Here is a 23,540-nt window from a genome sequence, read left to right on the forward strand (position 1 = left end):
AAGATTACCGAGCCTGTCATCAGGACATTGCAGTGGAAGTGCCACCGGTAATATGAGAAGGCATTAGGGCTTAATTTGCCGAGCGAGCCCGACATCGCCATTATACCCGCCATATTTACGTTTGAGACTGGAATATTTGCGTCAATGTCCGTCCCGCTTCGCACTGCCATTGCCCGCCTCGATCTGTTTGCCGGCGCAAGCCCGGAGGATATCGACGCGGTTGCGAATCTTGCCATCGAACAACGTTTTCGCGACGGCGAATCGATCTTCTCGCGGGGGGCGCCGGGTGAGGGCATGCTGATCGTGCTCCAGGGTACGATCCGCCTTTCCATCGTTTCCGTCGAGGGACGCGAGCTGATTCTGCGTGAAGCCGGGCCGGGGGACGTGATCGGCGAGATCGCGGTGCTGGACAGCGGCAGGCGCACTGCGGATGCCACCGCGGTCGGGCCGGTGGTTGCCGGTTTCATCGCGCAGGCCTCCTTCGTGCGGCTGCTCGCCACCCGCCCCGCGCTGCAGATGCCGATCCTGCAGGTGCTGTGCGCGCGGCTGCGCGACACCACCGACCAGCTCGAATCGATCGCGCTCTATCCGCTCGAGGCCCGGCTGGCCCGCTTCCTGCTCTGGCATGTCAAGCGGTACGGGCGCACCCGCGCCGACGGCGCCCGCAGTGCGCCGCTGACGATCTCGCAAAGCGCGATCGCCAGCTTCGTCGGCGCCAGCCGGCCCAAGGTCAACCGGCTGCTCGCCGCTTTCGAGGAGCGGGGGGCGATCGAACGGCGCGGCGCCATCGTGCATTGCCATGTGGCCGCGCTTACCCAACTGGCGCAGGCGGAAACGGTCCCCGGCGAGGCGCATGCCGGCGCCGGCCAGGACGCGGCGCGTGGCTGATCTTGCCTTCAAGCCCGCAATTGCCACCGGCCTGGCGGCCTTCATCCTCGGTCTTTGCTTTCTCGTCTACAATCCAGGCGGGGCCGCCAACACACTGCGCGAAGAAGCCTTCGACTTTCTCGAGAGCGTGATCCCGCCCAAGCGCCTGCCCGATGGCGTGGTGGTGGTTGACATCGACAGGCCCAGCCTGGCCGCCAAGGGAGGGTGGCCGTGGCGACGGGGCGGCGGGCTGACCGATCTGGTAACCAAGCTGCAGGATGCGAAAGCACAGGTCATCGGCGTCGATATCCTGCTGGATGGCCCGGACCGGCGCTCACCGGCACCGATGCTGAGAGTCTATGCCAAATCGACTGGTCGGACGGAGCTGACGAGCGTTGCCGACAGCCTGCCTGATGAGAACAAGCAGCTCGCCGAAGCGATCGCCCGCTCGGATGTCGTGCTGGGCTTGTTGCCCGACGAGGCCGGCAAGGATGCATTGCCCTTCCCGCCTCCGATCATTCCGGTGCCGCAGCAGGACCTGTCCCAGAAGGCCGCCGGTGTCGTCGCTCCCTCGGCGGCACTCGTGGATGGAGCGGTTGCGATCGGCGCTTTGTCGCTCTCTCCTGTCACCGGCTCGAAGGTGCGCCACGCGCCGGTCTTCGTGCGGGGCGGCAGCGAGATCTATGCGGGCTTTGCGATGGAGGTCTTCCGAAGCGCGCAGCACGCATCCGCCTTTCTGCTCGATCCCGACGGAACCACCGCCTCGGTGGGAGAGACACGCATTCCCTTGCGGGAGGGGGCTTCGGTGCGGCTTCATCTCGCCGCTCCGTCGACCTGGCGCGCCCGCACGGTTTCGGCCGCCGACGTGCTGGACGACAAGATACCGGCCCAACGTTTTGCCGGCCGCATCGTGTTGATCGGTGCCAGTGCGCCGGAAGCAGGCGCACTGCTCCCGACCGCCGCGGGACCTCTTACGCCGACCGTACAGGTCCAGGCCGAGGCGATCGAAGGCCTGCGCTCGGGCGACATCCCGCAGCGCATCCACAGCCCGCGGCTGATCGAGCCACTTGCCGCCTCCGCCCTCGGCCTCGTGGCGCTGGCGGCTGCGCTGTGGCTCGGCCCTCTGGCGGCAAGCTCGGTGCTGGCGGTGCTGATACTGGGCTGGATCGGCTTCAGTGCCGGCCTGTTCGCCAGCACGCGATTGCTGATCGACCCTGCCGGTCCGCTGATCCCGGCCATAGCCGCCGCCAATTCGGCCCTGGTGGTGATGTTCGCCCATACCCGCAAGCTGCGTGGGGCGATCGAGCGTAAGTTCGGACGCTACCTCTCCCCCGAGATCGTGCGCCGCCTCACAGCCGCGCCGGAAGAACTGAAGATCGAGGGTGAATTGCGGGAGGTCACGGCGCTGTTCTCGGATATCGAGGGCTTCACCACCATGTCGGAGAATGCCGAGCCGCGCACGCTGGTGGGTGCGCTCGATGCCTATTTCGATGGGGTCTGCGCCATCGTCATCCATCATGGCGGCATGGTCGACAAGATTGTCGGCGATGCCGTGCACGGCCTGTTCAATGCGCCGCTGACGGTCGAGGGACATGCCAAGGCGGCGCTGGACTGCGCCATCGAGATCGGCCGCTTCACCACGGAATTCCGCCAGCGCGAGGATGCCAGGCGCCTCGGCTTCGGCCGCACCCGCATCGGCCTGGATACCGGGCCCGTGATCGTGGGCGACGTCGGTGGTCTTGGTCATCTCGACTATACCGCCCATGGCGACGCCGTGAACTCGGCGGCGCGGCTGGAGGCGCTGAACAAGCAGTTCGGCACCACGGTTTGCCTTGGCGCCCGCGCGGCCGCCGCCATCGGCGAACCGGAGAGGTTGCGGCCCCTCGGCAATGTCGTGCTGCGGGGGCGTACGGCGCAGACGGCCGTTTTCAGCCCCTGGCCCGACGATGCCACTCCCGAGCGCCGCCAGGCCTATATGGCGGCCTTCGACAGGATGGCCTCGAAGCCGGCCGAGGCGCGGAGCCTGTTCGAGGCTCTTGCCGCGACCTGGCCTGGGGATCCGGCAGTGGCCTATTGGGTCAAGACGCTCGCCTGAGATCCGGCGAAAGGGCACCGCCGGTTCGGCCTGCGCAGAGTAATAAAATACCAACATACCTGCTTTTTGAGATGAGCGGCATCGACTTTTTCCAATGTCTATTATTTGTCCTGTTTGAATTTAGAGACAAGGCATGAAGGATAATCTTGTTTCGATTTATATCGATAGATCTTGTTGTATTATTTTAATACATCGCAGTCTGGTGTATAGATGATTTGAGTTTCGTTTCTTTATAAAGATCATTCAGTTTGGTAAGTATATATCTATACAATATGAAATCTAAATTTATATACTCGTGACTTGATCGTGATATGTAAAGTAAAAATCAAAAAATACGACGGACGCCGTATAGAACGGTAAGGTTTGTTGCGGTAGTTTTTGTCCGCGGGGACCACAAATCCATGCCTGCGCCGATTCGGCCTTACCGGGGGGTAAGACGTGCCGGGTCCGGCGGAGTGTGGAGGCAGTATCCCCGCGGCGGGATCAGTTATCTCAACTTGTTGGAACCATCAGCCGGTATCGACGCCTGTGTCGAAGCCAGGCGGTATCAGCATGCCGTGGAGCCCCCGCCGATGTCTGAGCGGGTGGGGATTCCAGATGACGTGCCATCGTCGTGACCTGAGTTGCGTTGCCGAGCTGCACCTTGCTTCCCGCCAGACGTCGTTATCGCGATTGAAAGCCAATCTCAGAGGCAGCTTGCTCGGTGCCTCCTTGCTGTCGATCGGCATGGCGGGCCCGGCCCTTGCCGATTGCTCGACGAGCGGGTCGATCCAGACCTGTACGGGCAACCTGCCCACCGGCGTGCAGCTCGATGCCGGCCCGACCACGCTGAACGTCAACAGCCTGAGCGGCCCCGTGAACGGGCAGGTCCTGCTGCGGCAGAATGGCGGGGATGGCGGCAACGGCCATGACGGTGCCCTGTTCGTGCCGCCGGCGTCGGGTGGCGGCGGCGGTTCGGGCGGCGGCAGTGCGCCCACCGTCACGGGCCAGAGTTTCAACCAGACCACGGGCGTCGCCGTCATCAACTACAGCGATGGTTCCATCATCACGCTGACGCCGAAGGCGGGATCGAGCACGCTTTATACGAAGCAGACCCAGACCCCCAAAAGTGGCGGCGGCTACGATACGACCAGCGTCGATATTCCCGCCACCGTCACGCCCAACGAGGCCGATGGCTCCATCACCATCTCGCTTGGCACCAATGGCGACGCCGGCACGATGACCATCAAGCCGGGCGCCGCCGGCGGCAGCCTCACGGGCGGCGGCCTCAACCTCAACTATGCCGGCACCGGCCAGACGCTGACGACCACGGGACAGCCCGGGGTCATCGCCATCAGCCGGGGCGGCGATGGCGGCGATGGCGGTGACTATTATCTTGGCGGCGGCGGCGCGCGCGGCGGCAATGGCGGTGCTGGCGGCAGCGCCACCGTGACCAGCAAGGGCGATATCACCGTCACCAATGGCTATGGCGTGGTGGCGCAGTCGATCGGCGGCAGCGGCGGCCATGGCGGCGGTTCCTATACGGTGGTCGGCAGCGGCGGCGAGGGCGGCAAGGGCGGCGCTGCCGGCGCGGCGAGCGTGACGGCGGGTGAAGGCACGATCACCACCTATGGCGACAATTCCGGTGGCCTGGCGGCCATCAGCCAGGGCGGCAAGGGCGGGGCCGGCGGCAGCGCCGGCGGCATCGTCGCCTCCAGCGGCGACGCATCGGGCGCCGGCCGCGGCGGCTCGGCCTCTGTCACGGCGCTGGAAGGCCTGACCATCGCCACCCATGGTGCCAATTCGCATGGCTTGCTGGCGCAATCCATCGGCGGTAGCGGCGGCAGCAGCGGCAGTGCCGGCGGTCTCGGCGCGATTGGCGGCCAGGGTGGCACGGGCGGCGATGCCGGCACCGTCGATGCCCGCAATTTCGGCGATGTCACCACCAACGGCACCCACTCTTTCGGCATCCTGGCCCAGTCGATCGGTGGCGGCGGTGGTTCGGGTTCCGGCGGCGGCGGCCTCGTCGTGCTCGGGGCGGATGGCGCGGCCGGCGGCGCCGGCGGCAACGTCACCGCGGTCAATGGCGGCAGCATCACCACCAAGGGCTTCAATTCGACCGGCGTCTTCGCCCAGTCGATCGGCGGCGGCGGCGGCGACGGTGGCTCCTCCGGCGGGCTCGTGGCGATCGGCGGCAAGGGCTCGACCACCAGCAATGCCGGAACGGTCGACGTCACCAACGCGGCCGGCGGTTCGATCACCACCTATCAGTCCTTTTCGCAGGGCATCTTCGCGCAATCGGTTGGCGGCGGCGGCGGCAATGGCGGCTCCTCGGGCGGTCTCTTCACCGTGGGCGGCCAGGGCGGTTCGGGCGGCAATGGCGGTGCCGTCACGGTTACCAGCGCCGGATCCATCGAAACCGGCATCAATGCCAAGGCCGATTCGAGTGCCGTGACGGACTCGGCGGCCATCTTTGCGCAGTCGGTGGGTGGCGGCGGCGGCAATGGCGGCAACGCGCTAGCCGTCGGTACCGGCATTACGGTGGCCCTGGGCGGCAAGGGCGGCGTGGGCGGCACGGGTGCGAATGTCAGCGTCCTGCGTGACGATGTCGATCCCGCCCAGGCCAGCAGCGCCTCGATCATCACCTGGGGCGACCGCTCGGCTGGCATCTTCGCCCAGTCGGTAGGCGGCGGCGGCGGCAATGGCGGCTTCGGCATCAGCGCCAATGGCGGTCCGATCAGCGCCAGCATCGCGCTGGGCGGCAGTGGCGGCGACGGCGGTGGCGCCGGCAATGTCCAGGTCGACACCAAGGGCAGCATCGAGACGCATGGCAGTGGCTCGACGGGCATCTTCGCCCAGTCGGTCGGCGGTGGCGGCGGCAATGGCGGCCTGGCGGTGGCCGGCTCGGCAGGGCTGGTCCAGGCTTCGATCGCCCTCGGCGGCGGTGGCGGCAAGGGCGGCGATGCCGGCACGGTCAATGTCTCCAATCTCTCGGTGATAACCACGGCGGGCGATAATGCCAGCGGCATCCTGGCCCAGTCGGTGGGCGGCGGCGGCGGCAATGGCGGCGTGTCGGTTGCCGCCGGCCTTGGCCTGGCCAGCGCCAATGTCGGCCTCGGCGGTACTGGCGAGAAGGGCGGCTCGGGCAAGAGCGTCACCGTCGACAGCAATGGTGACATCGCAACCGGCGGCAAGAACTCTTCCGCCATCCTGGCCCAGTCGATCGGCGGCGGTGGCGGCAATGGCGGCCTCGCCGTCGGTGCGGGGATCAGCGGCGTCGGTGCTTCAGTCACGCTTGGCGGCAGCGGCGCGCAGGCGGGGCATGGCGATATCGTATCGGTGACCTCGACCGGCAACCTCCTGACCAAGGAAGACAATTCGGCCGCCATCCTGGCGCAATCCGTCGGCGGCGGCGGCGGCAATGGCGGCTCCACCGTGGCTGGCCAGCTCTCTGTGGCCGGCAACGTCAATGTCGGCCTTGGCGGCACGGCCGGTGGCGGCGGCAATGGCGGCGCCGTAACGGTCAAGGCCTACAAGCCGGCAGGCGCCACGGGCAACGCGGCTACGCTCGAGACCGACGGAAACAATTCAGCCGGCATCCTGGCCCAGTCGATCGGCGGTGGCGGCGGCAATGGCGGCTTTGCCGGCGCGCTCGCGCTTTCGGGCGGCGTTTCTGCGGGGATCTCTCTCGGCGGCGGCGGCGGCAGCGGCGGCAGCGGCGCGGGCGTCCTGGTCGACCAGAGCCACAACATCCTGACCAAGGGCGACAATTCGGCCGGCGTGCTGGCCCAGTCGATCGGTGGCGGCGGCGGCAATGGCGGCTTTGCGGCCACCTTGAGCGGCAGTGCTCCCCTGGTCGGCGTTTCCGGTTCGGCGGCGATATCACTGGGCGGCAAGGGCGGCGCGGGCAACAATGCCGGTACGGTGTCCGTCACCAGCAATGGCGCGATCCAGACCGAGGGCGACCGCTCCGACGCCGTGCTGGCGCAGTCGATCGGCGGCGGCGGCGGCAATGGCGGCTTCGGCCTCTCCGGTTCCTTCAATGTCGGCGGCGTCGGGGCGGCATCCGTCGCCGTCGGCGGCAGTGGCGGCGCGGGGGCCGATGCCGCCCTCGTGACGGTGAAGAGCACCGGCCCGATCCTCACCAAGGGCGAGGCCTCCAACGGCCTCGTCGCCCAGTCGATCGGCGGTGGCGGCGGCAATGGCGGTTTCTCGGGGTCGGCTTCGCTCTCCTCCAGCATTTCGATCGGTGTCGCCATGGGCGGCACCGGCGGTGATGGCGGCAATGGCGGCGGCGTCGACCTGACCAATCAGGGGGCCGTCCAGGTCACCGGTACCAATGCGGCCGGTGTGCTGGCCCAGTCGATCGGCGGCGGCGGCGGCAATGGTGGTTCCAGCATCGCTGCGAGTCTCGGCGGATCGGCCGGCCTGTCGGTCGCGGTCGGCCGCAGCGGCGGCAGCGGCGGTACCGCGTCGGCGGTCAGCGTCACCAGCAATGGCGATATCCTCAACGGTGCGGGCACGGGCAGTGTCGCCGACGGCAACTACAAGGCCACCACCGCCAATGGCGGCGGCATCCTGGCCCAGTCGATCGGCGGTGGCGGCGGCAATGGCGGCTTCAGTGGCTCCCTGGCTCTCGGTGGCGTCGGCGCCCTGTCGCTTTCGCTCGGTGGCAGCGGCGGTGATGGCGGTTCGGCCGGCACGGTGAACGTCCAGAACGGCACGCAGCAGGCCAGCAACATCACCACGCTCGGCGACCTCTCGGCCGGTATCACCGCCCAGTCGATCGGCGGTGGCGGCGGCAATGGCGGCTTCGGCATTGGCGCGTCCGGTTCGGGCGTGGTTTCCCTCTCGGCGGCCGTCGGCGGCAAGGGCGGCTCGGGCAATACCGCCAGCGCCGTTACCGTCGGCAGCAATGGCGACATCGTCACATTCGGTAATTTCTCCGCCGGCATCGCGGCCCAGTCGATCGGCGGCGGTGGCGGCAATGGCGGCTTCGCCGTGTCCGGCAGCATCGCTCTCGCGCCCGAAGGCGGCGGCAGCGCGGCCGTCGCGGTCGGTGGTTCGGCCGGCGATGGTGCCACGGCCGGCAATGTCGGCGTCACCAACAAGGGGGCCGTGGCGACCTTCGGCACTTCGTCCACCGGCATTCTCGCCCAGTCCCTGGGCGGCGGCGGCGGCAATGGCGGCTTTGCCGCCGCGGGCGCCATCACGGTGTCGCCCGAGGGTGGCGCGAGCATCGCGGTCGCGGTCGGCGGCGCAGGCGGCAATGGCGGTACGGCCGGCAAGGTCACGGTCTCGCAGACAGGTGCGGTCGCGACCGAGGGCGACCAGTCGACCGGCGTGCTGGCCCAGTCGATCGGTGGCGGCGGCGGCAATGGCGGCTTTGCCGCCACGCTTTCGGCCAATATCGGCAATGGCGTCGCTCTGGGGGCCAGCGTCGGCGGTTCGGGCGGCGACGGCGCCAAGGCCGATGCGGTCGAGGTCACCGTCAACGGCGATGTCTCGACCGACGGCACCCTGTCCAGTGGCGTCGTCGGCCAGTCGATCGGCGGCAGCGGTGGCAATGGCGGCTTCTCGGTGGCTGGTACTTTGCAGATCGGGCAGGGCGGCAGCCTGAATGCCAGCGTCGGCGGCTTCGGCGGCGATGGCGGCAAGGCCGGCAACGTGGATGTCAGCCATACCGGCAATCTCCAGACCAAGGGTGATCTGTCGCTTGGCCTGCTGGCGCAATCGATCGGCGGCGGCGGCGGCAATGGCGGTTTTGCCGGCAGCCTCAGCGCGACCATCGGCGAGGGCGTCGCTCTTGGCGTTTCGGTGGGCGGCGAAGGTGGCGGCGGTGCCACGGCCGGCAACGTCAAGGCCAGCAATATCGGTAATGTCGCAACCTTCGGCGCCGGCTCGACGGCAATCCTGGCCCAGTCGATCGGCGGCAATGGCGGCAATGGCGGCGCCAGCGTGGCGGGCGCCGTCGGTGTCGGGGAGCAGAATGTCAGCCTGGCGGTTTCCGTCGGTGGCTTCGGTGGCGACGGCGCCAAGGCCGGGTCGGCCGAGGTCGACAGCACCGGTCTGATCTACACCAAGGGGGCTCTCTCCCACGGCCTTGCGGCCCAGTCGATCGGCGGCGGTGGCGGCAATGGCGGCTTTTCGGTCGCCGGCAATCTGAATGTCAGCACCGGCACGGGCGGCAGCGCCTCCGTCAGTGTCGGCGGCGGCGGCGGTTCGGGCAGCACCGGCGGCGACGTCACCATCAAGTCGAACGTCGGCAAGGTCCTGCCGACCGACAACAGCGCCACCATTCAAACCGCGGGGGATGGTTCCAACGGCATCTATGCGCAGTCGATCGGCGGCGGTGGTGGCAGTGGCGGGTTCTCAGGGGCGCTGTCGCTCACCTTCAGCGAGGGAGCAACTGCCGGTTTCGGCATTTCCGTCGGTGGCTTTGGAGGAACCGGCAACGATGCCGGCGCGGTCAAGGTGACCAGCGTCGACAATATCCTGACGGGAAGCAAAACCCAGATTGGAGACGAAACCCAGATCACAGGCAAAGGATCCAACGGCATCCTGGCGCAGTCGATCGGTGGTGGCGGCGGCGATGGCGGCTTCAGCGGCGCCGCGACGATCACCGGTGGGGCGTCCGGATCGACGCAAGCCGGTGTCTCCCTCTCCCTCGGCGGCTTCGGTGGCGCTGCGGGCAATGGTGGTGCCGTGACGGTCGATTCGACGGGGCTCATCACCACATGGGGTGACCATGCCGATGGCGTGCTGGCCCAGTCGATCGGCGGTGGCGGCGGCAATGGCGGCATGAGTTTTGCCGGCGCGGTCGGCGTCAGCCAGAATGCCGTCGACGTCTCGCTGAGCATGGGCGGCTTCGGAGGGGCAGGCGGGACCGGCGGCAATGTCAGCGTCACGCGCAACGGCACCATCCTCACCGCGGGCGACTATTCGGTCGGCTTGGCCGGCCAATCGATCGGTGGTGGCGGTGGCAATGGCGGCCTGTCGATCACCGGTGCCTTTGGCGGCACCAGTTCCAAGAACATCAGCGCTTCGCTCGGCGGCTTCGGCGGTGCCGGCACCGGCGCCGGCCTCGTCACCATCGGCAATACCGGCGACATCGGCACCACGGGCATCGGCTCGCAGGCGATCCTCGCCCAGTCGATCGGCGGTGGCGGCGGCAATGGCGGGCTCGCGGGCTCGGCCGTGTTCGGCGTCGGTGGTGAAAACACCAATCTGAACTTCGGGGCGGCCGTTGGCGGCAAGGGCGGCAGTGGCGGCACTGGCGGCGACGTCAAGGTCACCAGCAACGGCAATCTGCAGACGCAGGGCGATGCGGCGCAGGGCATCCTCGCCCAGTCGATCGGCGGTGGTGGCGGCAATGGCGGCTCGAGCCTGTCGGGCGTGCTCGGCGTCGGCGGTGCCAGCCAGGGTCGCACGATCAATGTCAGCTTCGCGGTGGGCGGCCTTGGCGGCGACGGCAACACGGCCGGCAATGTCACCGTCGACCAGTCGGGTTCGATCCAGACGGATGGCAGCGGCTCGCATGGCATCCAGGCCCAGTCGATCGGCGGGGGCGGTGGCAATGGCGGCCAGGCCAACTCCCTCTCGCTGGTGCTGACCAAGGCCTGCACCCTGCCGGTGGTCTGCACCGCACCGGAAGAGACCAAGAACAATTTCTCCTTCCAGGCGACGGTGGGTGGCTTTGGTGGCACCGGCAACGATGCCGGCACCGTCACCGTCGGCAATGACGGCGTGATCGTCACCAAGGGCGATGCCTCCAGCGGCATCTTCGCCCAATCGATCGGCGGCGGCGGCGGCCAGGGCGGCAGCGGCATCATCGGCCTGCAGGACGTGGTGCCCAGCCCCTATAGCTACGCCACGCTGGCGGCCATGCCGTTCGGCGCCGTTGGTATCGCCAAGAACTATGTGGTCGCCGTCGGAGGCTATGGTGGCTCGGCCGGCAACGGCAACACGGTTACGATCGACAACCAGGGTCAGATACAGACCGAAGGCATCTATTCCTGGGGCATCTTCGCCCAGTCGGTCGGTGGCGGCGGCGGCAATAGCGGCAATGCCGTTGCGGGCCTGACCGGCACCATCGGCCTCGGTGGCGGTGCGCTCGCCGATCTCCTCGGCGTCGACAGCGGCTCGGCCGGCGATGGCGGGACTGTAACCGTGACCAACGGCAAGTCGGGCGATGTCGAGATTGGCGCCATCCAGGCCAACGGCACCATCTCCTCCGGCGCGATCCTCGCCCAGTCGATCGGCGGCGGCGGCGGCCAGGGCGGAGCAGGCTCCGGCCTGATCGATATCGGCGGCGATGGCGGGGCGGCCGGCAATGGCGGCGCTGTCACGGTCACCAATTTTGCCTATCTCGGCACCAAGGGCCTGTTCTCGAACGGCATCACCGCCCAGTCGGTCGGCGGCGGTGGCGGCACTGGCGGCGGCGGTTCGCTCAGCGCCCTCGCCATCGGCGGCGCCGGCGGCGCTGCAGGCAATGGCGGTACGGTCGCTGTCGCCAATGCCGGCGATATCTTCACGGAGGGCCGCGAGTCCAATGGCGTCACCGCTCAGTCGATCGGTGGCGGCGGCGGCACCGGCGGCGGCACCGGCGGCGGCTTCCTCTATGACAAGCAGAGCATCGGCAGCCTGGTCGGCAGCGTCAATCTCGTGCAGGTCGGCGGCAGCGGCGGTGCCTCGGGCGATGGTGGCAGCGTCGGCATCGCCAATAGCGGCTTCGTGCAGACCGAGGGAGATTTCTCCAACGGCCTGTTCGCGCAGTCGGTCGGCGGTGGCGGCGGTATCGGCGGCGGCGGCCTCGGCGCGGTGGCGATCGGCGGCAAGTCCGGCGCCGGCGGCAAGGGCGGCGACGTGACCATCAGCAATGCCGCGGGCGGCCAGGACGTTGACCTGACGCCTGGGGATAGCAACGATGATCCGATCAAGATCAGCATCATCACCACCGGTGACCAGTCCAATGCCATCATGGCCCAGTCGGTCGGCGGTGGCGGCGGTTCGTCCGGCGAAACCTACGGCCTCGTCTCCTTCGAGCGTGGAGCGGCCGCAGGCAGCGACGGCGGCATGGTCAAGGTCACCAATGCCGGTTCACTGCTGACCTTCGGCCAAAATTCCACGGCTATCTTTGCCCAGTCGGTCGGCGGTGGCGGCGGCTATGCGGCAGCGGCCACCGGGCTCGGCGCCTGGGGCGCCGATGCAGGCGGTGGCGGCAATGGCGGCGCGGTCAGCGTCATCAACACCGCCGAACTGATTGCGACCGATGGCACCAATGCGCATGGCATCTTTGCCCAGTCGATCGGCGGCGGCGGCGGCGTGGTCAATTCGCTGGGCGGCCTCACCGTGCCCAAGCCCTTCATCGATGCCTTGCCGGAAACCGCGCAGGGCGTGGTCACCAACCTGCTCGACGGCAAGAGCGTCGGCATCGGCTTTGCAGGCTCCGCCGGCGGCGACGGCAAGGCGGGCGACGTCACCATCAACCAGACTGGCGATATCCTTACGGCTGGCTCCGGCTCCTTCGCCATCCTGGCCCAGAGCGCCGGCAAGACCAATGGCAATATCGCCATCACCGTCAACGCCGACAGCAGCATCGTCGGCGGCACCGGCATGGGCGCCGGCGTCGGCTTCCTCGATGGTGCGGCCAACACGCTCGCCAATGCAGGCCTGATTACCGATTACGGCAAGACCGTCGGCCTCGCCCTTGACGAAGACAAGAAGCTGATCGGGACCGGCTGGATCGATGGCCTCGCCGTCTATGGCTCGGCCGGTAACGAGGCGGTGACCAACACCAACCTCGTCACCGGTTCGGTCAAGCTCGGAACAGGCCTCAACACCTTCGACAACCAGAACGGCGCCTGGTTCGTCACCGGCGACACCGTCCAGCTCGGCGACACCGCGGCCCATCTGTTCTCCAATGCCGGCTTCATGGCGATTGGCGGCGTCAATCGGGTCTTCACCACCAACGAGACCGGCTATTTCGGCCAGAAGGCCGATGGCAGCTACATGCTGGACTTTGACCTCGACCGGAACGCCGATTGGAGCACGACAACGTCGGTGGCAATGCTGGCGGCGGCCCTGCCGGATCTGAGCAATCCCGGCTTCACCGACCTTCTCAACGTCTCGGGCGCGGCCGATCTCGCCGGCAAGGTCTCGATCAACCTGCTCAACCCCGGCAAGGCGACGCCGGGTACCAGCGACCATGTCATCGTCCACACCGAAAAGGGTGTCACCGACAGCGGCATGACCATCGATGCCATTCCGACGGCGGTGGCGAATTACAGCCTGATCTTCACCGATTACGACGCGATCCTGCGCACCAAGATCGACTTCTCGGCCGACGGCCTGACTGAGAACGGGCATGCCGTCGGCAATGCGATCAACGCGATCCAGACCGACCAGACTTCGCCGAAATTCGTGCCGCTGGCGGCAGCCATCTTCTTCCAGCCGGACGTGGCCGCCTTGCAGAAGACCTATGACTCCATCGACGGCGAAGGCACGGCCGGCGTGCAGCAGACGCTGTTCTCCGACAGCGGTGCCTTCATGCGCTCGGTGATGCAGCAGGCCGACTTCTGGCGGAACGGCAACGCGGTCGATCTCACCGGCAAGACCGTCGGCGGCTGCAGCGCCGATGTCGGCGGCAAAACCGTGAAGGGCGCATCCTTCTGCGACACCCGCCTGTGGCGCGCCTGGATCACCGGGTATGGCGGCGGCTCCTCCTTCGACGGCAACACCGTCGTCGGTTCCGGCAATCTGAAGACCCATAACCAGGGCATCGCGGCCGGCCTCGACTACCAGTTCGATCCGAACTATCTGATCGGCCTGTCGGTGGGCGGCGGACATTCCGCCTTCGGGGTGGAGCAGCGGGCCACCACGGGCAAGGTGGATGCCGGCCATATCGCGTTGTACGGGGCGGCCAAATACGGCAATTTCTACGCCAACGGCCTGCTCGGCTTCGACGTCATGCACGCCACCACCCAGCGCTACGCCATGATCCAGGGCACGGATGCCCCGGTCAATCCGGTGGCGGGTGCCTATGACGCGCTCGGCAACAGCTTCGACGGCCGTGCGATCAGCGGGCGCCTGGAGGGAGGCTACAAGGCCAATTTCTCCGGGGTGAACGTCACGCCCTTCGCGGCACTGCAATTCTCCTCGCTGCACCTGGACGGCTCGACCGAGCATGCCCAGGGCACCACTGGCGGCCTTGCCCTCAATTATGCCGGGCGGACCATCAACTCGTTCCCATCCTTCCTGGGGGCGCAGATCGATACCCGCTTCTATTTCGGCGAGACGACCTATCTCGAACCCTTCCTGCGCGCCTCCTGGGTGCACGAGTTCGCGAACCGGCGCTCGGTCGAAGCCGGCTTCACGGCGGCACCCGGCTATAATTTCGTGGTCTACGGCGCTTCGGCGCCGCGGGATTCGGCTCTGGTGGAAGCGGGCGTGAACCTGGTCTCGGCCTCGGGCCTGTCGGTTTACGGCAAGTTCAGCGGCAATTTCTCCAAATCCTCGCACGACCTCACCGGGTCGGGCGGGCTTCGCTACAGCTGGTAAATCGAAGGACGGATAGGCGACGATGCATCGTGTGGTTGAATTGACGGTGGCGGCGGGCCTGGCCTGCCTGCTGGTGGGCAGTGCGCAGGCGCAGGCCAAGAAACCTGCCGCCCCCGAGGCTCCCAAGGCGGCGGCCCCGGCGCCTGCCGCAGCCCCCGCTCCTGCGGCGCCCGGTTGGGTGACGCGCTGCACCGCGGACGCCCGGCAGGGGCCACTCGACTGCGTGGTCGAGGAAAACGCGGTGATGAACAATACCGGCCAGCTCGTGGTCGGCTTCTCGGTCCGCGTTCCCAGCGACACTCGCGCCCCCGTGGTGCTGGTGCGCTTGCCGCTCGGGCTCTATCTGCCGGCCGGCCTCAAGCTGCAGGTCGATGACGGCCAGGTGGCGAGCTATCCCCTGCAGACCTGCGACGGCGCCGGCTGCTATGTCGGCACGCCGCTCGATGCCGGGCTGCTGGCCCGGATGAAGACCGGCAAGCAGCTCAAGACGACATTCCAGAACCTGCAGCGCAACGATGTCAGCGTGCAGCTGCCGCTCGCCGGCTTTGCGGAGAGCTACGCTAAGATCCAGTGAACAGAGCAAAGCGCGTTTCGACTGAAACGCGCTTTGCTCGCACTCTCTGGTTCGACGCGTCTTTGCGATTCTCGGCGATCCCTGGCGATTCCGCCAAAATCCAAACGCTCCGGCTCAGCCCCAGGGGCCCTTCGGGCTTTGCGGGCCGCGTGGGCCGAGATCGTCCAGGTTGACGCCCTCGACGAACCCACCCTGGCGGGGCGGCTGCCGGCCCGCGCCCATGCGCCGGGCCTGCTCTTCCAACGCCGCGATGCGGTTCCGGGTGTCGGGATGGGTCGAGAACAGATTGTCCATCGGCCGGCCTGACAGCGGATTGATGATGAACATATGCGCCGTGGCGGGATGGGCCTCGGCCTGCTCGTTGGGAATGGCATGGGCGGCGTTCTGGATGCGTGCCAGACCCGAGGCGAGCGCCAGCGGGTTGCCGCTGATCTCGGCGCCCAGACGGTCCGCCTCGTATTCGCGCGAGCGCGAGATTGCCATCTGCACCACCATGGCGGCCAGCGGCGCCAGCACGGCGAGCAGGATGGAGCCGATCGGGCCGAGCGAGTTGCGCTCGCGATTGCCGGAGAAGAACATGCCGAAATTGGCCACCATCGAGATGGCGCCGGCCAGGGTGGCCGTGATGGTCATCAACAGCGTGTCGCGATGCTTGATATGGGCAAGCTCATGGGCGATCACGCCCGCAACCTCGTCGCGCGACAGCGATTGCAGCAGGCCGGTATTGATGGCGACGGCGGCATTGGCCGGATCGCGCCCGGTGGCGAAGGCATTGGGCTGCGCATCGTCGATGAGATAGAGCTTGGGCATCGGCAGGCCGGCATTGCGGGCAAGGCCGGCCGTGAGCTTGTAGAGCCCCGGCTCGCTGGCGGGGCTGACCTCGCGGGCCCCGTACATCGACAGCACCATGTCGCCCGAACGCCAATAGGCGAACAGATTGGTGCCGATGGCCACCAGGAGGGCGATCATCATGCCGCCCTTGCCGCCCAGCATCAGCCCGATCACCATGAACAGGGCCGTCATGCCGGCAAGGAGCAGGGCAGTGCGCGCGTAATGCATCGGAAGGAACCCGTTCGTCATGGCCTGAAAATCGGGTCTGCGATGGTTCATGTGCAAGAGGGTTGCGCATGAAAATTTCGTCACGTGGAGGCTGCAGCGCCAATCAACAGGGGATCGACTGAGGACGGCACGGTTGCGGGCGCGCCGAGGCCGTCCCGCAATCGCTATACTCCGCACTATACTGGGCGGCCTGCGGGCGTTCGCCGGACGCCGCTATCACATCGCCGCTTCCTGGTCGTCGTAGCTGCCGTCACCGCCGTCACCGCCACTGCCCAGCACCACCACGCGCGTGCCGACGGGCGTGTTGTTGTAGAGATGGATGATGTCCTGGTTGAGCAGGCGGATGCAGCCCGACGACATCGACTTGCCGATCGAGGAGGGGTCGATGGTGCCGTGCAGGCGGTAGAGCGTGTCGCGGTTGCCCTGGAACAGATACATGGCGCGGGCGCCCAGCGGGTTGCCGGGGCCGCCGGGCATGCCGCCCGCCCATTTGGCCGCTTCGCTGTCGCGCTTGACCATGTCGGAGGGCGGGGTCCAGCGCGGCCACACCGCCTTGCGCTTGATCGTGGCCCGGCCGTTCCAGGCAAAGCCCTCGCGGCCGACGCCGACGCCGTAACGCGTGGCGTTGCCGCCTTCATGCACGTGATAGAGATAGTGGTTGGGCGGGTCGACCACGATGGTGCCGGGCGCCTCGCCGGTCGGGTCGGAGACCTCGCGGCGCAGGAAGGCCCCATCGATCCGCCTCAGGTCGATCGCCGGGACCGGATTGCCGTTGTCGTCGAAGCCCGCATAGATTTCGCCATAGTCGTAATCGCTGCCGCCCCAGCCGTCGAAAATCGAGTCCGCGGAGAGCCGCTTCGACGAGGCGCAGCCGGCCAAAAGGAGGGGAGCGCCGAGCACGAAGAGGCGGCGGGACAGTTGAGGCATCACAGACCTTCCAAACCGGGAATCAGAATGAGCATGCGAATCGCGCGCATACTACAAGCTGATCATCGTTAATTCTTCATTATCCGGTACAATAAGGACGTTCAGAATTCCGGCTCTAGAGGCGGTTTCCCAACGTCATCAGCGGTAATCGGCAAGAGTTCGTGATGCCACAGGAAGTTGCATGCGCGCCTCGCCATAGAGCAGAGCGCGCATTTGAAGTATCCTCGCGGTCGGTTGCCCGGCCGTACGCGACAGGCTCAGATCCAGGGCCGTGCCGCGGCCGTCTTCTGCTCGAAGGAAGAGATGGAGGGGGTCTTCTCCATGGTCACGCCGATATCGTCGAGGCCCTTGAGCAGCTTGTTCTTGCGGGCCGGATCGATGTCGAACTTGACGCTACCGCCATCCGGGCCGTGGATTTCCTGGGCTTCGAGATCCACCGTCAGCGTGGCATTGGCGCCGCGCCGGGCATCGTCGAACAATTTTTCGAGATCGGACTCGGAGACGACGATCGGCAGGATGCCGTTGTTGAAGCAGTTGTTGTAGAAGATGTCGGCGAAGGAGGTGGAGATCACGCAGCGGATGCCGAAATCGAGCAGGGCCCAAGGGGCATGCTCACGCGAGGAGCCGCAGCCGAAATTGTCGCCCGCAACCAGAATCTTGGCCTGGCGATAGGCAGGTTTGTTCAGCACGAAATCCGGATTCTCGCTGCCGTCATCGTTGAAGCGCATCTCGGAAAACAGCCCCGCGCCGAGGCCCGTGCGCTTGATGGTCTTGAGATATTGCTTGGGGATGATCATGTCCGTGTCTACGTTCATGATTTCCAGCGGCGCAGCGACGCCGGTGAGCGTGGTGAACTTGTCCATTGTGTTCAAACCGTGTGAGATGGGGCCCTGTTGCCCGGTCTTTTATGGCCAGATGGCCCAAGTGACAAGCGAATTGGACGACAAGCAAATTGGGTGGCAGGTAAATTGGACCGGAAAGAACCATGTCTGGCTTGTTGAGGCTGAGCGAGGCGGCGCGACGCGCGGCCGTGAAGGCATTGGCGCCTGCCGAGCCGATTGTCTACGTCACCGCGCCCGACCCGCGCGAGGCTGCGCGCAATGCCTTGCCGACCCTCGGGGCCGGCGTCCTGCTCGCCGTGCTCAGCCTGCCGATCGCCTGGGCCTGTCTCGCTGCCGTCTGGCAGGCCGTCCACAATGGCGGCTCCTTGATTCTGCCGGCCTTGTTCAGCCTGCTCGCCGTGCCGGCCTTCCTGTTCGGTCTCTACCTCGTCTGCGCCCCCTGGGCGGCCTATCGGCGGGCTAAGGACCGCGTGGTGCTGATCACCGACCGGCGCCTGGTGCTGATCTCCATCCGCAACGGCGTCGAGGAGGCCCTTTCCGGCAGGGCCATTCTGGGCGTTGAGCGCAAGGGCATCGAACGCGGCTTCGGCACGCTGGAAGTCCGCCATGAGGCGAAGGGTGATGAGGCCGAGACGACCTTGACCGGGCTCGACAATGTCATGGCGGCCGAACTCGCCATCCGGCGGCTTTCGCTCGATCATTCCGTCACCATCATCTCGCCGGTGCACTGAGCGGGCAGAAACTGTCGCCTGTAGAACAGGGAATGTCTGGTTTCAGTCTTTGAGACATTTTCGTCCGGCTAGCATCGCCCTGTCCAATTCAGGAGTGGCGCGATGGGGGCGGAAGCAGGGACCGAGACGAGGCGAGCCCGTTCGGGACGGCGCGGGGCGCGCAGCGGGCCGGCGGCGCCCGCTTACATCACCCGCCGGATTCCACCCTATGAGATTCTGTCAGAGGAAGCTCTCATCCGCATCGAGGAGCATGCCGACCGCATCCTCGAGGAAGTCGGCTTCGAGATCCGCGGCGACCAGGAAGCCGTCGACCTCTTCCGCAAGGCTGGCGCCGAGACCGATGGCTGGCGCATCCGCCCGCCACGCGGCCTGGTCCGCTCGATCATCCAGGCGAGTTGCCCGGCGAGTTTCGTCCAGCACGCCCGCAATCCCGAGCGCTCGGTGGTGATCGGCGGGCCCAATACGGTGTTCTCGCCGGCCTATGGCTCGCCTTTCGTTTCCGATGCCGAACGCGGCCGGCGCTATGGCACGCTGGAGGATTTCGGCAATTTCGTCCGTCTCGCCTATCTGACGCCCTGGCTGCATCATTCCGGTGGCACGGTGTGCGAGCCGGTCGACGTGCCCGTCAACAAGCGGCATCTCGACATGGTGCTGGCCCATATGACCCTGTCGGACAAGGCGTTCATGGGCTCGGTGACGACGGCGCCGCGGGCCGCCGATTCCATCGAGATGTGCCGCGTGCTGTTCGGGGCTGATTTCGTCGACGCCAACTGCGTCATCCTCGGCAACGTCAACACCAATTCGCCTTTGGTGCTGGACGGGGAGGCCTCGCGCGTCATCCGCACCTATGCCAGGGCCAACCAGGCAGCCGTTTGCGTGCCCTTCATCCTCGGAGGTGCCATGGGGCCTGTGACCACGGCGGGCGCCTTGGCGCAATGCTTCGCCGAAGCCATGATGTGCGTGGCCCTCACCCAGCTCGAGCGGCCGGGCGCGCCGGCCATCCTCGGCAATTTCCTGTCCTCGATGTCGCTGAAATCCGGTGCCCCCACTTTCGGCACGCCGGAACCGGCGCTCGGCTATCTCGGCATCGGCGCGCTGGCGCGCCGGCTCGGCGTGCCCCTGCGCTGCGGCGGCAATCTGTGCGCTTCCAAGATCCCAGACGCCCAGGCCGCCTATGAGAGTGCCAATTCGATGTGGCCGGCCTTCCTGGCCGGGGCCCATTTCATCCTGCATGCGGCTGGGTGGGCCGAAGGCGCCCTGGCGATGTCCTACGAGAAATTCGTGATCGATGCCGACCAGCTCGGCGCCTTCCATACCTTCGCGCGGGGCATGCCCGTCGACGAGAACGCCTTCGCGCTCGACGGCTTTCACGAGGTTGGGCCGGGCAAGCATTTCCTCGGCAGCGCCCATACCATGCGCAACTATGAAACCGCCTTCTACGACTTCCCGCTCTCGGACAACAATTCCTTCGAGCAATGGAGCGAAGAGGGCAGCCACGACATCGTCCAGCGCGCCAACCGCAAGTGGAAGGCGATGCTGGAGGCCTATGAGGCGCCGCCCCTCGACACGGATAAGCGCGAGGCTTTGGAAGCTTTCGTCACCGAACGCAAGGCTGCCATGCCCGATGCCTGGTATTGATGCAGGCACTGCCTGCGACCGGGCCATGCCACCAAATCGCCGCATTGCATAAACCGGCTCTTCGGGTTAAAGCCCCTTTGTCCAAATCTGGGGATGAAAATGGCCGAAGCACATCACGACACGATGACCGCCCACGACTTTTCCGATCACAAGAACACCTATGAGGGGTTCCTGCGTTTTTCCGCGATCGGAATGGCCTGGACCCTGGGCATCGTGGTTGCGCTGGCCATCGGCGGCACCAGCGGCCGCTGGGGCATCTGCTCGATCATCGCGATCCTGTCGACCATCGCCACCGTATTCGGCATGGCGGTGAAGAGCTGGAGCTGGAAGCCCGGCGCCCTCGTGCTGATCCTGGGACTTCTGATCCTGCTGCTCCTCTCCCACTGAAGCGGCGGCTGCCGCAGGGGACATGGCCGGACCTGCGACCGCTCCATGAGGGCGGGAGCCTGTTGCCGCGTCCCCTGGAGCAAAACGCGATTTCTCCGAATCGCACTTTTTACCTAGCTATTTGTTTTTACGCGTTTTCTTGAACGAGAAGTCTATCGGCTTTTCTGGAAAATGCTCTCGGCGAACGATCCCGGCGTAGACCGGAGCGACCTCTCTGCATATCCCTGCAGCCCTGTGCGAGGAGCGATCATGATCGGCATAGCTGTCCCGGCAGAAGTTGAATCCGGCGAACCTCGCGTTGGCGCGACGCCCGACACGATCAGGAAGCTGCTTGCGCTTGGCGCGGCGGTTCGGGTCGCGAGCGGTGCGGGCCTGGCCTCCGGGATCACGGACGAGGACTATGCGGCGGCCGGAGCGAGCGTGGTGGCTTCCAATGCCGAAGCGCTGGAAGGGGCCGCCATTGTCCTGAAGGTACGCCGCCCGCGGGCGGACGAGCTCGGCGCCTATCCCAGGGGCGCCCTGGTCCTCGCCATCATGGATCCCTATGGCCAGCACGAGGCGCTCGCCGCTTTGGCGCAGGCGGGCGTGTCGGCCTTCGCCATGGAACTGATGCCGCGCATCACCCGGGCGCAGGTGATGGACGTGTTGTCTTCCCAGGCCAACCTTGCCGGTTACCGCGCGGTGATCGACGCCAGTGCCGAGTTCGGCCGGGCTTTTCCGATGATGATGACGGCCGCCGGCACCGTGCCCGCCGCCAAGGTCTTCGTGATGGGCGCCGGTGTCGCCGGCCTGCAGGCCATCGCCACGGCCCGGCGCCTGGGCGCGGTGGTCACCGCCACCGACGTGCGCCCGGCCGCCAAGGAACAGGTCGCCTCGCTCGGCGCCAAATTCGTCGCCGTCGAGGACGAGGAATTCAAGCAGGCCGAGACCGCGGCCGGCTACGCCAAGCCGATGTCGGCGGAGTACCAGGCCAAGCAGGCCGCCCTGGTGGCCGAGCACATCAAGAAGCAGGACATCGTCATCACCACCGCTCTGATCCCCGGCCGGCCCGCCCCGCGCCTGGTCTCGGCCGCGATGGTGGACAGCCTCAAGCCCGGCTCCGTGCTGGTGGACCTGGCCGTCGAGCGCGGCGGCAATGTCGAGGGCGCCCGCCCCGGCGAGGTCGTGGTCACGCCGGGCGGGGTCAAGATCATCGGCCATCTCAACGTACCCGGCCGCCTGGCCGCCTCCGCCTCCTCGCTCTATGCCCGCAACCTCTTCGCCTTCGTCGAGACGCTGGTCGACAAGAAGGAAAAGACGCTGGCGCCCAATTGGGAGGACGAGCTGGTCAAGGCCACCCTGCTCACCAAGGACGGGGCGGTGGTGCATCCTTCCTTCCAGCCCCAGCCGGCCTGACGATCGGGGGGCGGGTCTTCTCAGCTCCATCGAGAGATGGAGCGGGACCCGCCTGGAGCCGAACGCCTTCCAGAAGAAGGCGGGTCTTCAGCTCCATCGAGAGGATGGAGCGGGACCCGCCCCCCAATCAGATCCATCCCATCGAGGGAGACCGACATGGCCGACACGCCCCAAGAGCTTCTCGACAAGGCCCAGGCCGCGGCGCAGGCTGCCGGCGAGGCCGCCAGACACGCCCAGGACTATGCCGACCAGCTCGCCGCCACGCTGGGGGGCGTGGCCCATGCCGCCACCGGCGGGGCGATCGATCCCTTCGTCTTCCGCTTCGCCATCTTCGTGCTCGCCATCTTCGTGGGCTATTACGTGGTGTGGTCGGTCACCCCGGCCCTGCATACCCCGCTGATGTCGGTGACCAACGCCATCTCCTCGGTGATCGTGGTGGGCGCCCTGCTCTCGGTCGGCGTCGCCTTGGCCGGGGACGAGAGCGGGCCCTGGTGGGCCCGCGGCTTCGGCTTCCTGGCTTTGGTGCTGGCCTCCATCAACATCTTCGGCGGCTTCCTGGTCACCGAGCGCATGCTGGCCATGTACAAGCCCAAGGACAAGACCGCCGACAAGACCAAGAAGACCGGGGCCTCTTCGGCCGCCGGCGCCGGCCAGTGAGGAAGCGTCCATGTCCGTGAATCTCACCCAGTTCCTCTATCTCGTCGCCGGCGTGCTGTTCATCCTGGCGCTGCGCGGGCTGTCCTCGCCGACCTCCTCGCGCCAGGGCAACCGCTTCGGCATGATCGGCATGGGCCTTGCCGTGCTGACCACGCTGGCAGTGTCCCCGCCCTCGGGCGTGTCGGGCTGGCTGCTGGTGGTCGCAGGCCTGGCCGTCGGCGGCGGGCTCGGCGCCGTGGTGGCCAGGCGCGTGGCGATGACGGCGATGCCGCAATTGGTGGCCGCCTTCCATTCGGGCGTGGGCCTGGCCGCGGTGTTCGTGGCCGCCGGCGCCCTCTATGCCCCCGCCGCCTTCGGCATCGCCCATGGCGGGGAGATCGAAGCGCAGTCGCTGGTGGAGATGTCGCTGGGGGTGGCCATCGGCGCCATCACCTTCACCGGCTCGGTGATCGCCTTCGCCAAGCTCAACGGCAACATGTCGGGTGCACCGATCCTGCTGCCGAGCCGCCATGTCATCAATGCGGCCCTGGCCGCGCTCTTGGTCGCCCTGATCATCGCCTTCGTGCTCTCGGCCAGCCACACCCTGTTCTGGCTGATCGTCATCGCCTCGCTGGTGCTGGGCGGGCTGATCATCATCCCGATCGGCGGGGCCGACATGCCGGTGGTGGTCTCGATGCTCAACTCCTATTCGGGCTGGGCAGCGGCCGGCATCGGCTTCACCCTGGGCAACCTTGCCTTGATCATCACCGGGGCGCTGGTGGGCTCGTCGGGCGCCATCCTGTCCTACATCATGTGCAAGGGCATGAACCGCTCCTTCATCTCGGTGATCC

13 protein-coding genes are annotated in these 23,540 nt (G+C 66.9%); 10 read left to right on the forward strand and 3 right to left on the reverse strand.

Annotated features, from left to right (window positions below):
* Positions 1 to 144: 144 nt before the first annotated feature.
* From QM672_RS29690 to QM672_RS29705, 4 genes are all read left to right on the forward strand, one after another.
* On the forward strand, positions 145 to 888 hold the full coding sequence (locus tag QM672_RS29690; RefSeq protein WP_082980208.1) for a Crp/Fnr family transcriptional regulator: 744 nt from the start codon (positions 145 to 147) through the stop codon (positions 886 to 888).
* Positions 881 to 2,962, forward strand: a complete 2,082-nt coding sequence (locus QM672_RS29695; protein ID WP_311937563.1) for an adenylate/guanylate cyclase domain-containing protein — start codon at positions 881 to 883, stop codon at positions 2,960 to 2,962. Before QM672_RS29690 ends, QM672_RS29695 begins: the two co-directional genes overlap by 8 nt.
* Before the next feature lie 696 nt (positions 2,963 to 3,658).
* A complete protein-coding gene (locus QM672_RS29700; RefSeq protein ID WP_415086919.1) occupies positions 3,659 to 14,500 on the forward strand; it encodes a hypothetical protein in 10,842 nt (3,613 codons plus the stop codon).
* 22 nt (positions 14,501 to 14,522) lie between these two features.
* Positions 14,523 to 15,074, forward strand: a complete 552-nt coding sequence (locus QM672_RS29705) for an invasion associated locus B family protein (RefSeq protein WP_415086921.1) — start codon at positions 14,523 to 14,525, stop codon at positions 15,072 to 15,074.
* A 114-nt stretch (positions 15,075 to 15,188) separates the two neighbouring features.
* On the opposite strand, the gene htpX is transcribed toward QM672_RS29705, so the two are convergent.
* The 3 genes from htpX to leuD form a co-directional block, all read right to left on the reverse strand.
* Positions 15,189 to 16,133, reverse strand: coding sequence for a zinc metalloprotease HtpX (htpX, locus tag QM672_RS29710; RefSeq protein WP_415086928.1), 945 nt, complete (start codon positions 16,131 to 16,133; stop codon positions 15,189 to 15,191).
* 216 nt (positions 16,134 to 16,349) lie between these two features.
* On the reverse strand, positions 16,350 to 17,060 hold the full coding sequence (locus tag QM672_RS29715) for a L,D-transpeptidase (protein WP_068299798.1): 711 nt from the start codon (positions 17,058 to 17,060) through the stop codon (positions 16,350 to 16,352).
* Between the two features lie 257 nt (positions 17,061 to 17,317).
* Positions 17,318 to 17,923 (reverse strand): 3-isopropylmalate dehydratase small subunit, encoded by a 606-nt coding sequence (leuD, locus tag QM672_RS29720; RefSeq protein WP_311937551.1) that lies wholly within the window; start codon positions 17,921 to 17,923, stop codon positions 17,318 to 17,320.
* A gap of 122 nt (positions 17,924 to 18,045) precedes the next feature.
* On the opposite strand from leuD, the gene QM672_RS29725 reads away from it, so the two are divergent.
* The 6 genes from QM672_RS29725 to QM672_RS29750 all read left to right on the forward strand — a co-directional run.
* The gene (locus QM672_RS29725) at positions 18,046 to 18,633 is read left to right on the forward strand and encodes a hypothetical protein (protein ID WP_311937548.1); all 588 of its coding nucleotides are present in this window, start codon (positions 18,046 to 18,048) and stop codon (positions 18,631 to 18,633) included.
* A gap of 102 nt (positions 18,634 to 18,735) precedes the next feature.
* Positions 18,736 to 20,271, forward strand: a complete 1,536-nt coding sequence (locus QM672_RS29730) for a trimethylamine methyltransferase family protein (protein WP_415086924.1) — start codon at positions 18,736 to 18,738, stop codon at positions 20,269 to 20,271.
* Positions 20,272 to 20,370: 99 nt separating this feature from the next.
* The gene (locus QM672_RS29735) at positions 20,371 to 20,658 is read left to right on the forward strand and encodes an aa3-type cytochrome c oxidase subunit IV (protein ID WP_082980274.1); all 288 of its coding nucleotides are present in this window, start codon (positions 20,371 to 20,373) and stop codon (positions 20,656 to 20,658) included.
* A gap of 252 nt (positions 20,659 to 20,910) precedes the next feature.
* Positions 20,911 to 22,053, forward strand: coding sequence for a Re/Si-specific NAD(P)(+) transhydrogenase subunit alpha (locus tag QM672_RS29740; protein WP_415086930.1), 1,143 nt, complete (start codon positions 20,911 to 20,913; stop codon positions 22,051 to 22,053).
* 156 nt (positions 22,054 to 22,209) lie between these two features.
* Positions 22,210 to 22,710 carry a proton-translocating transhydrogenase family protein gene (locus QM672_RS29745; RefSeq protein WP_068299804.1) on the forward strand — a complete coding sequence of 167 codons (501 nt, stop codon included), beginning with the start codon at positions 22,210 to 22,212 and terminating at the stop codon, positions 22,708 to 22,710.
* Between the two features lie 10 nt (positions 22,711 to 22,720).
* Positions 22,721 to 23,540, forward strand: an 820-nt coding sequence (locus QM672_RS29750) for an NAD(P)(+) transhydrogenase (Re/Si-specific) subunit beta (RefSeq protein WP_415086926.1), incomplete at its 3' end; no start/stop codon positions are given.

Origin of the sequence: Labrys sp. (in: a-proteobacteria) (assembly GCF_047605565.1) — a bacterium.
GTDB classification, from domain to species: Bacteria; Pseudomonadota; Alphaproteobacteria; order Rhizobiales; family Labraceae; genus Labrys; species Labrys neptuniae.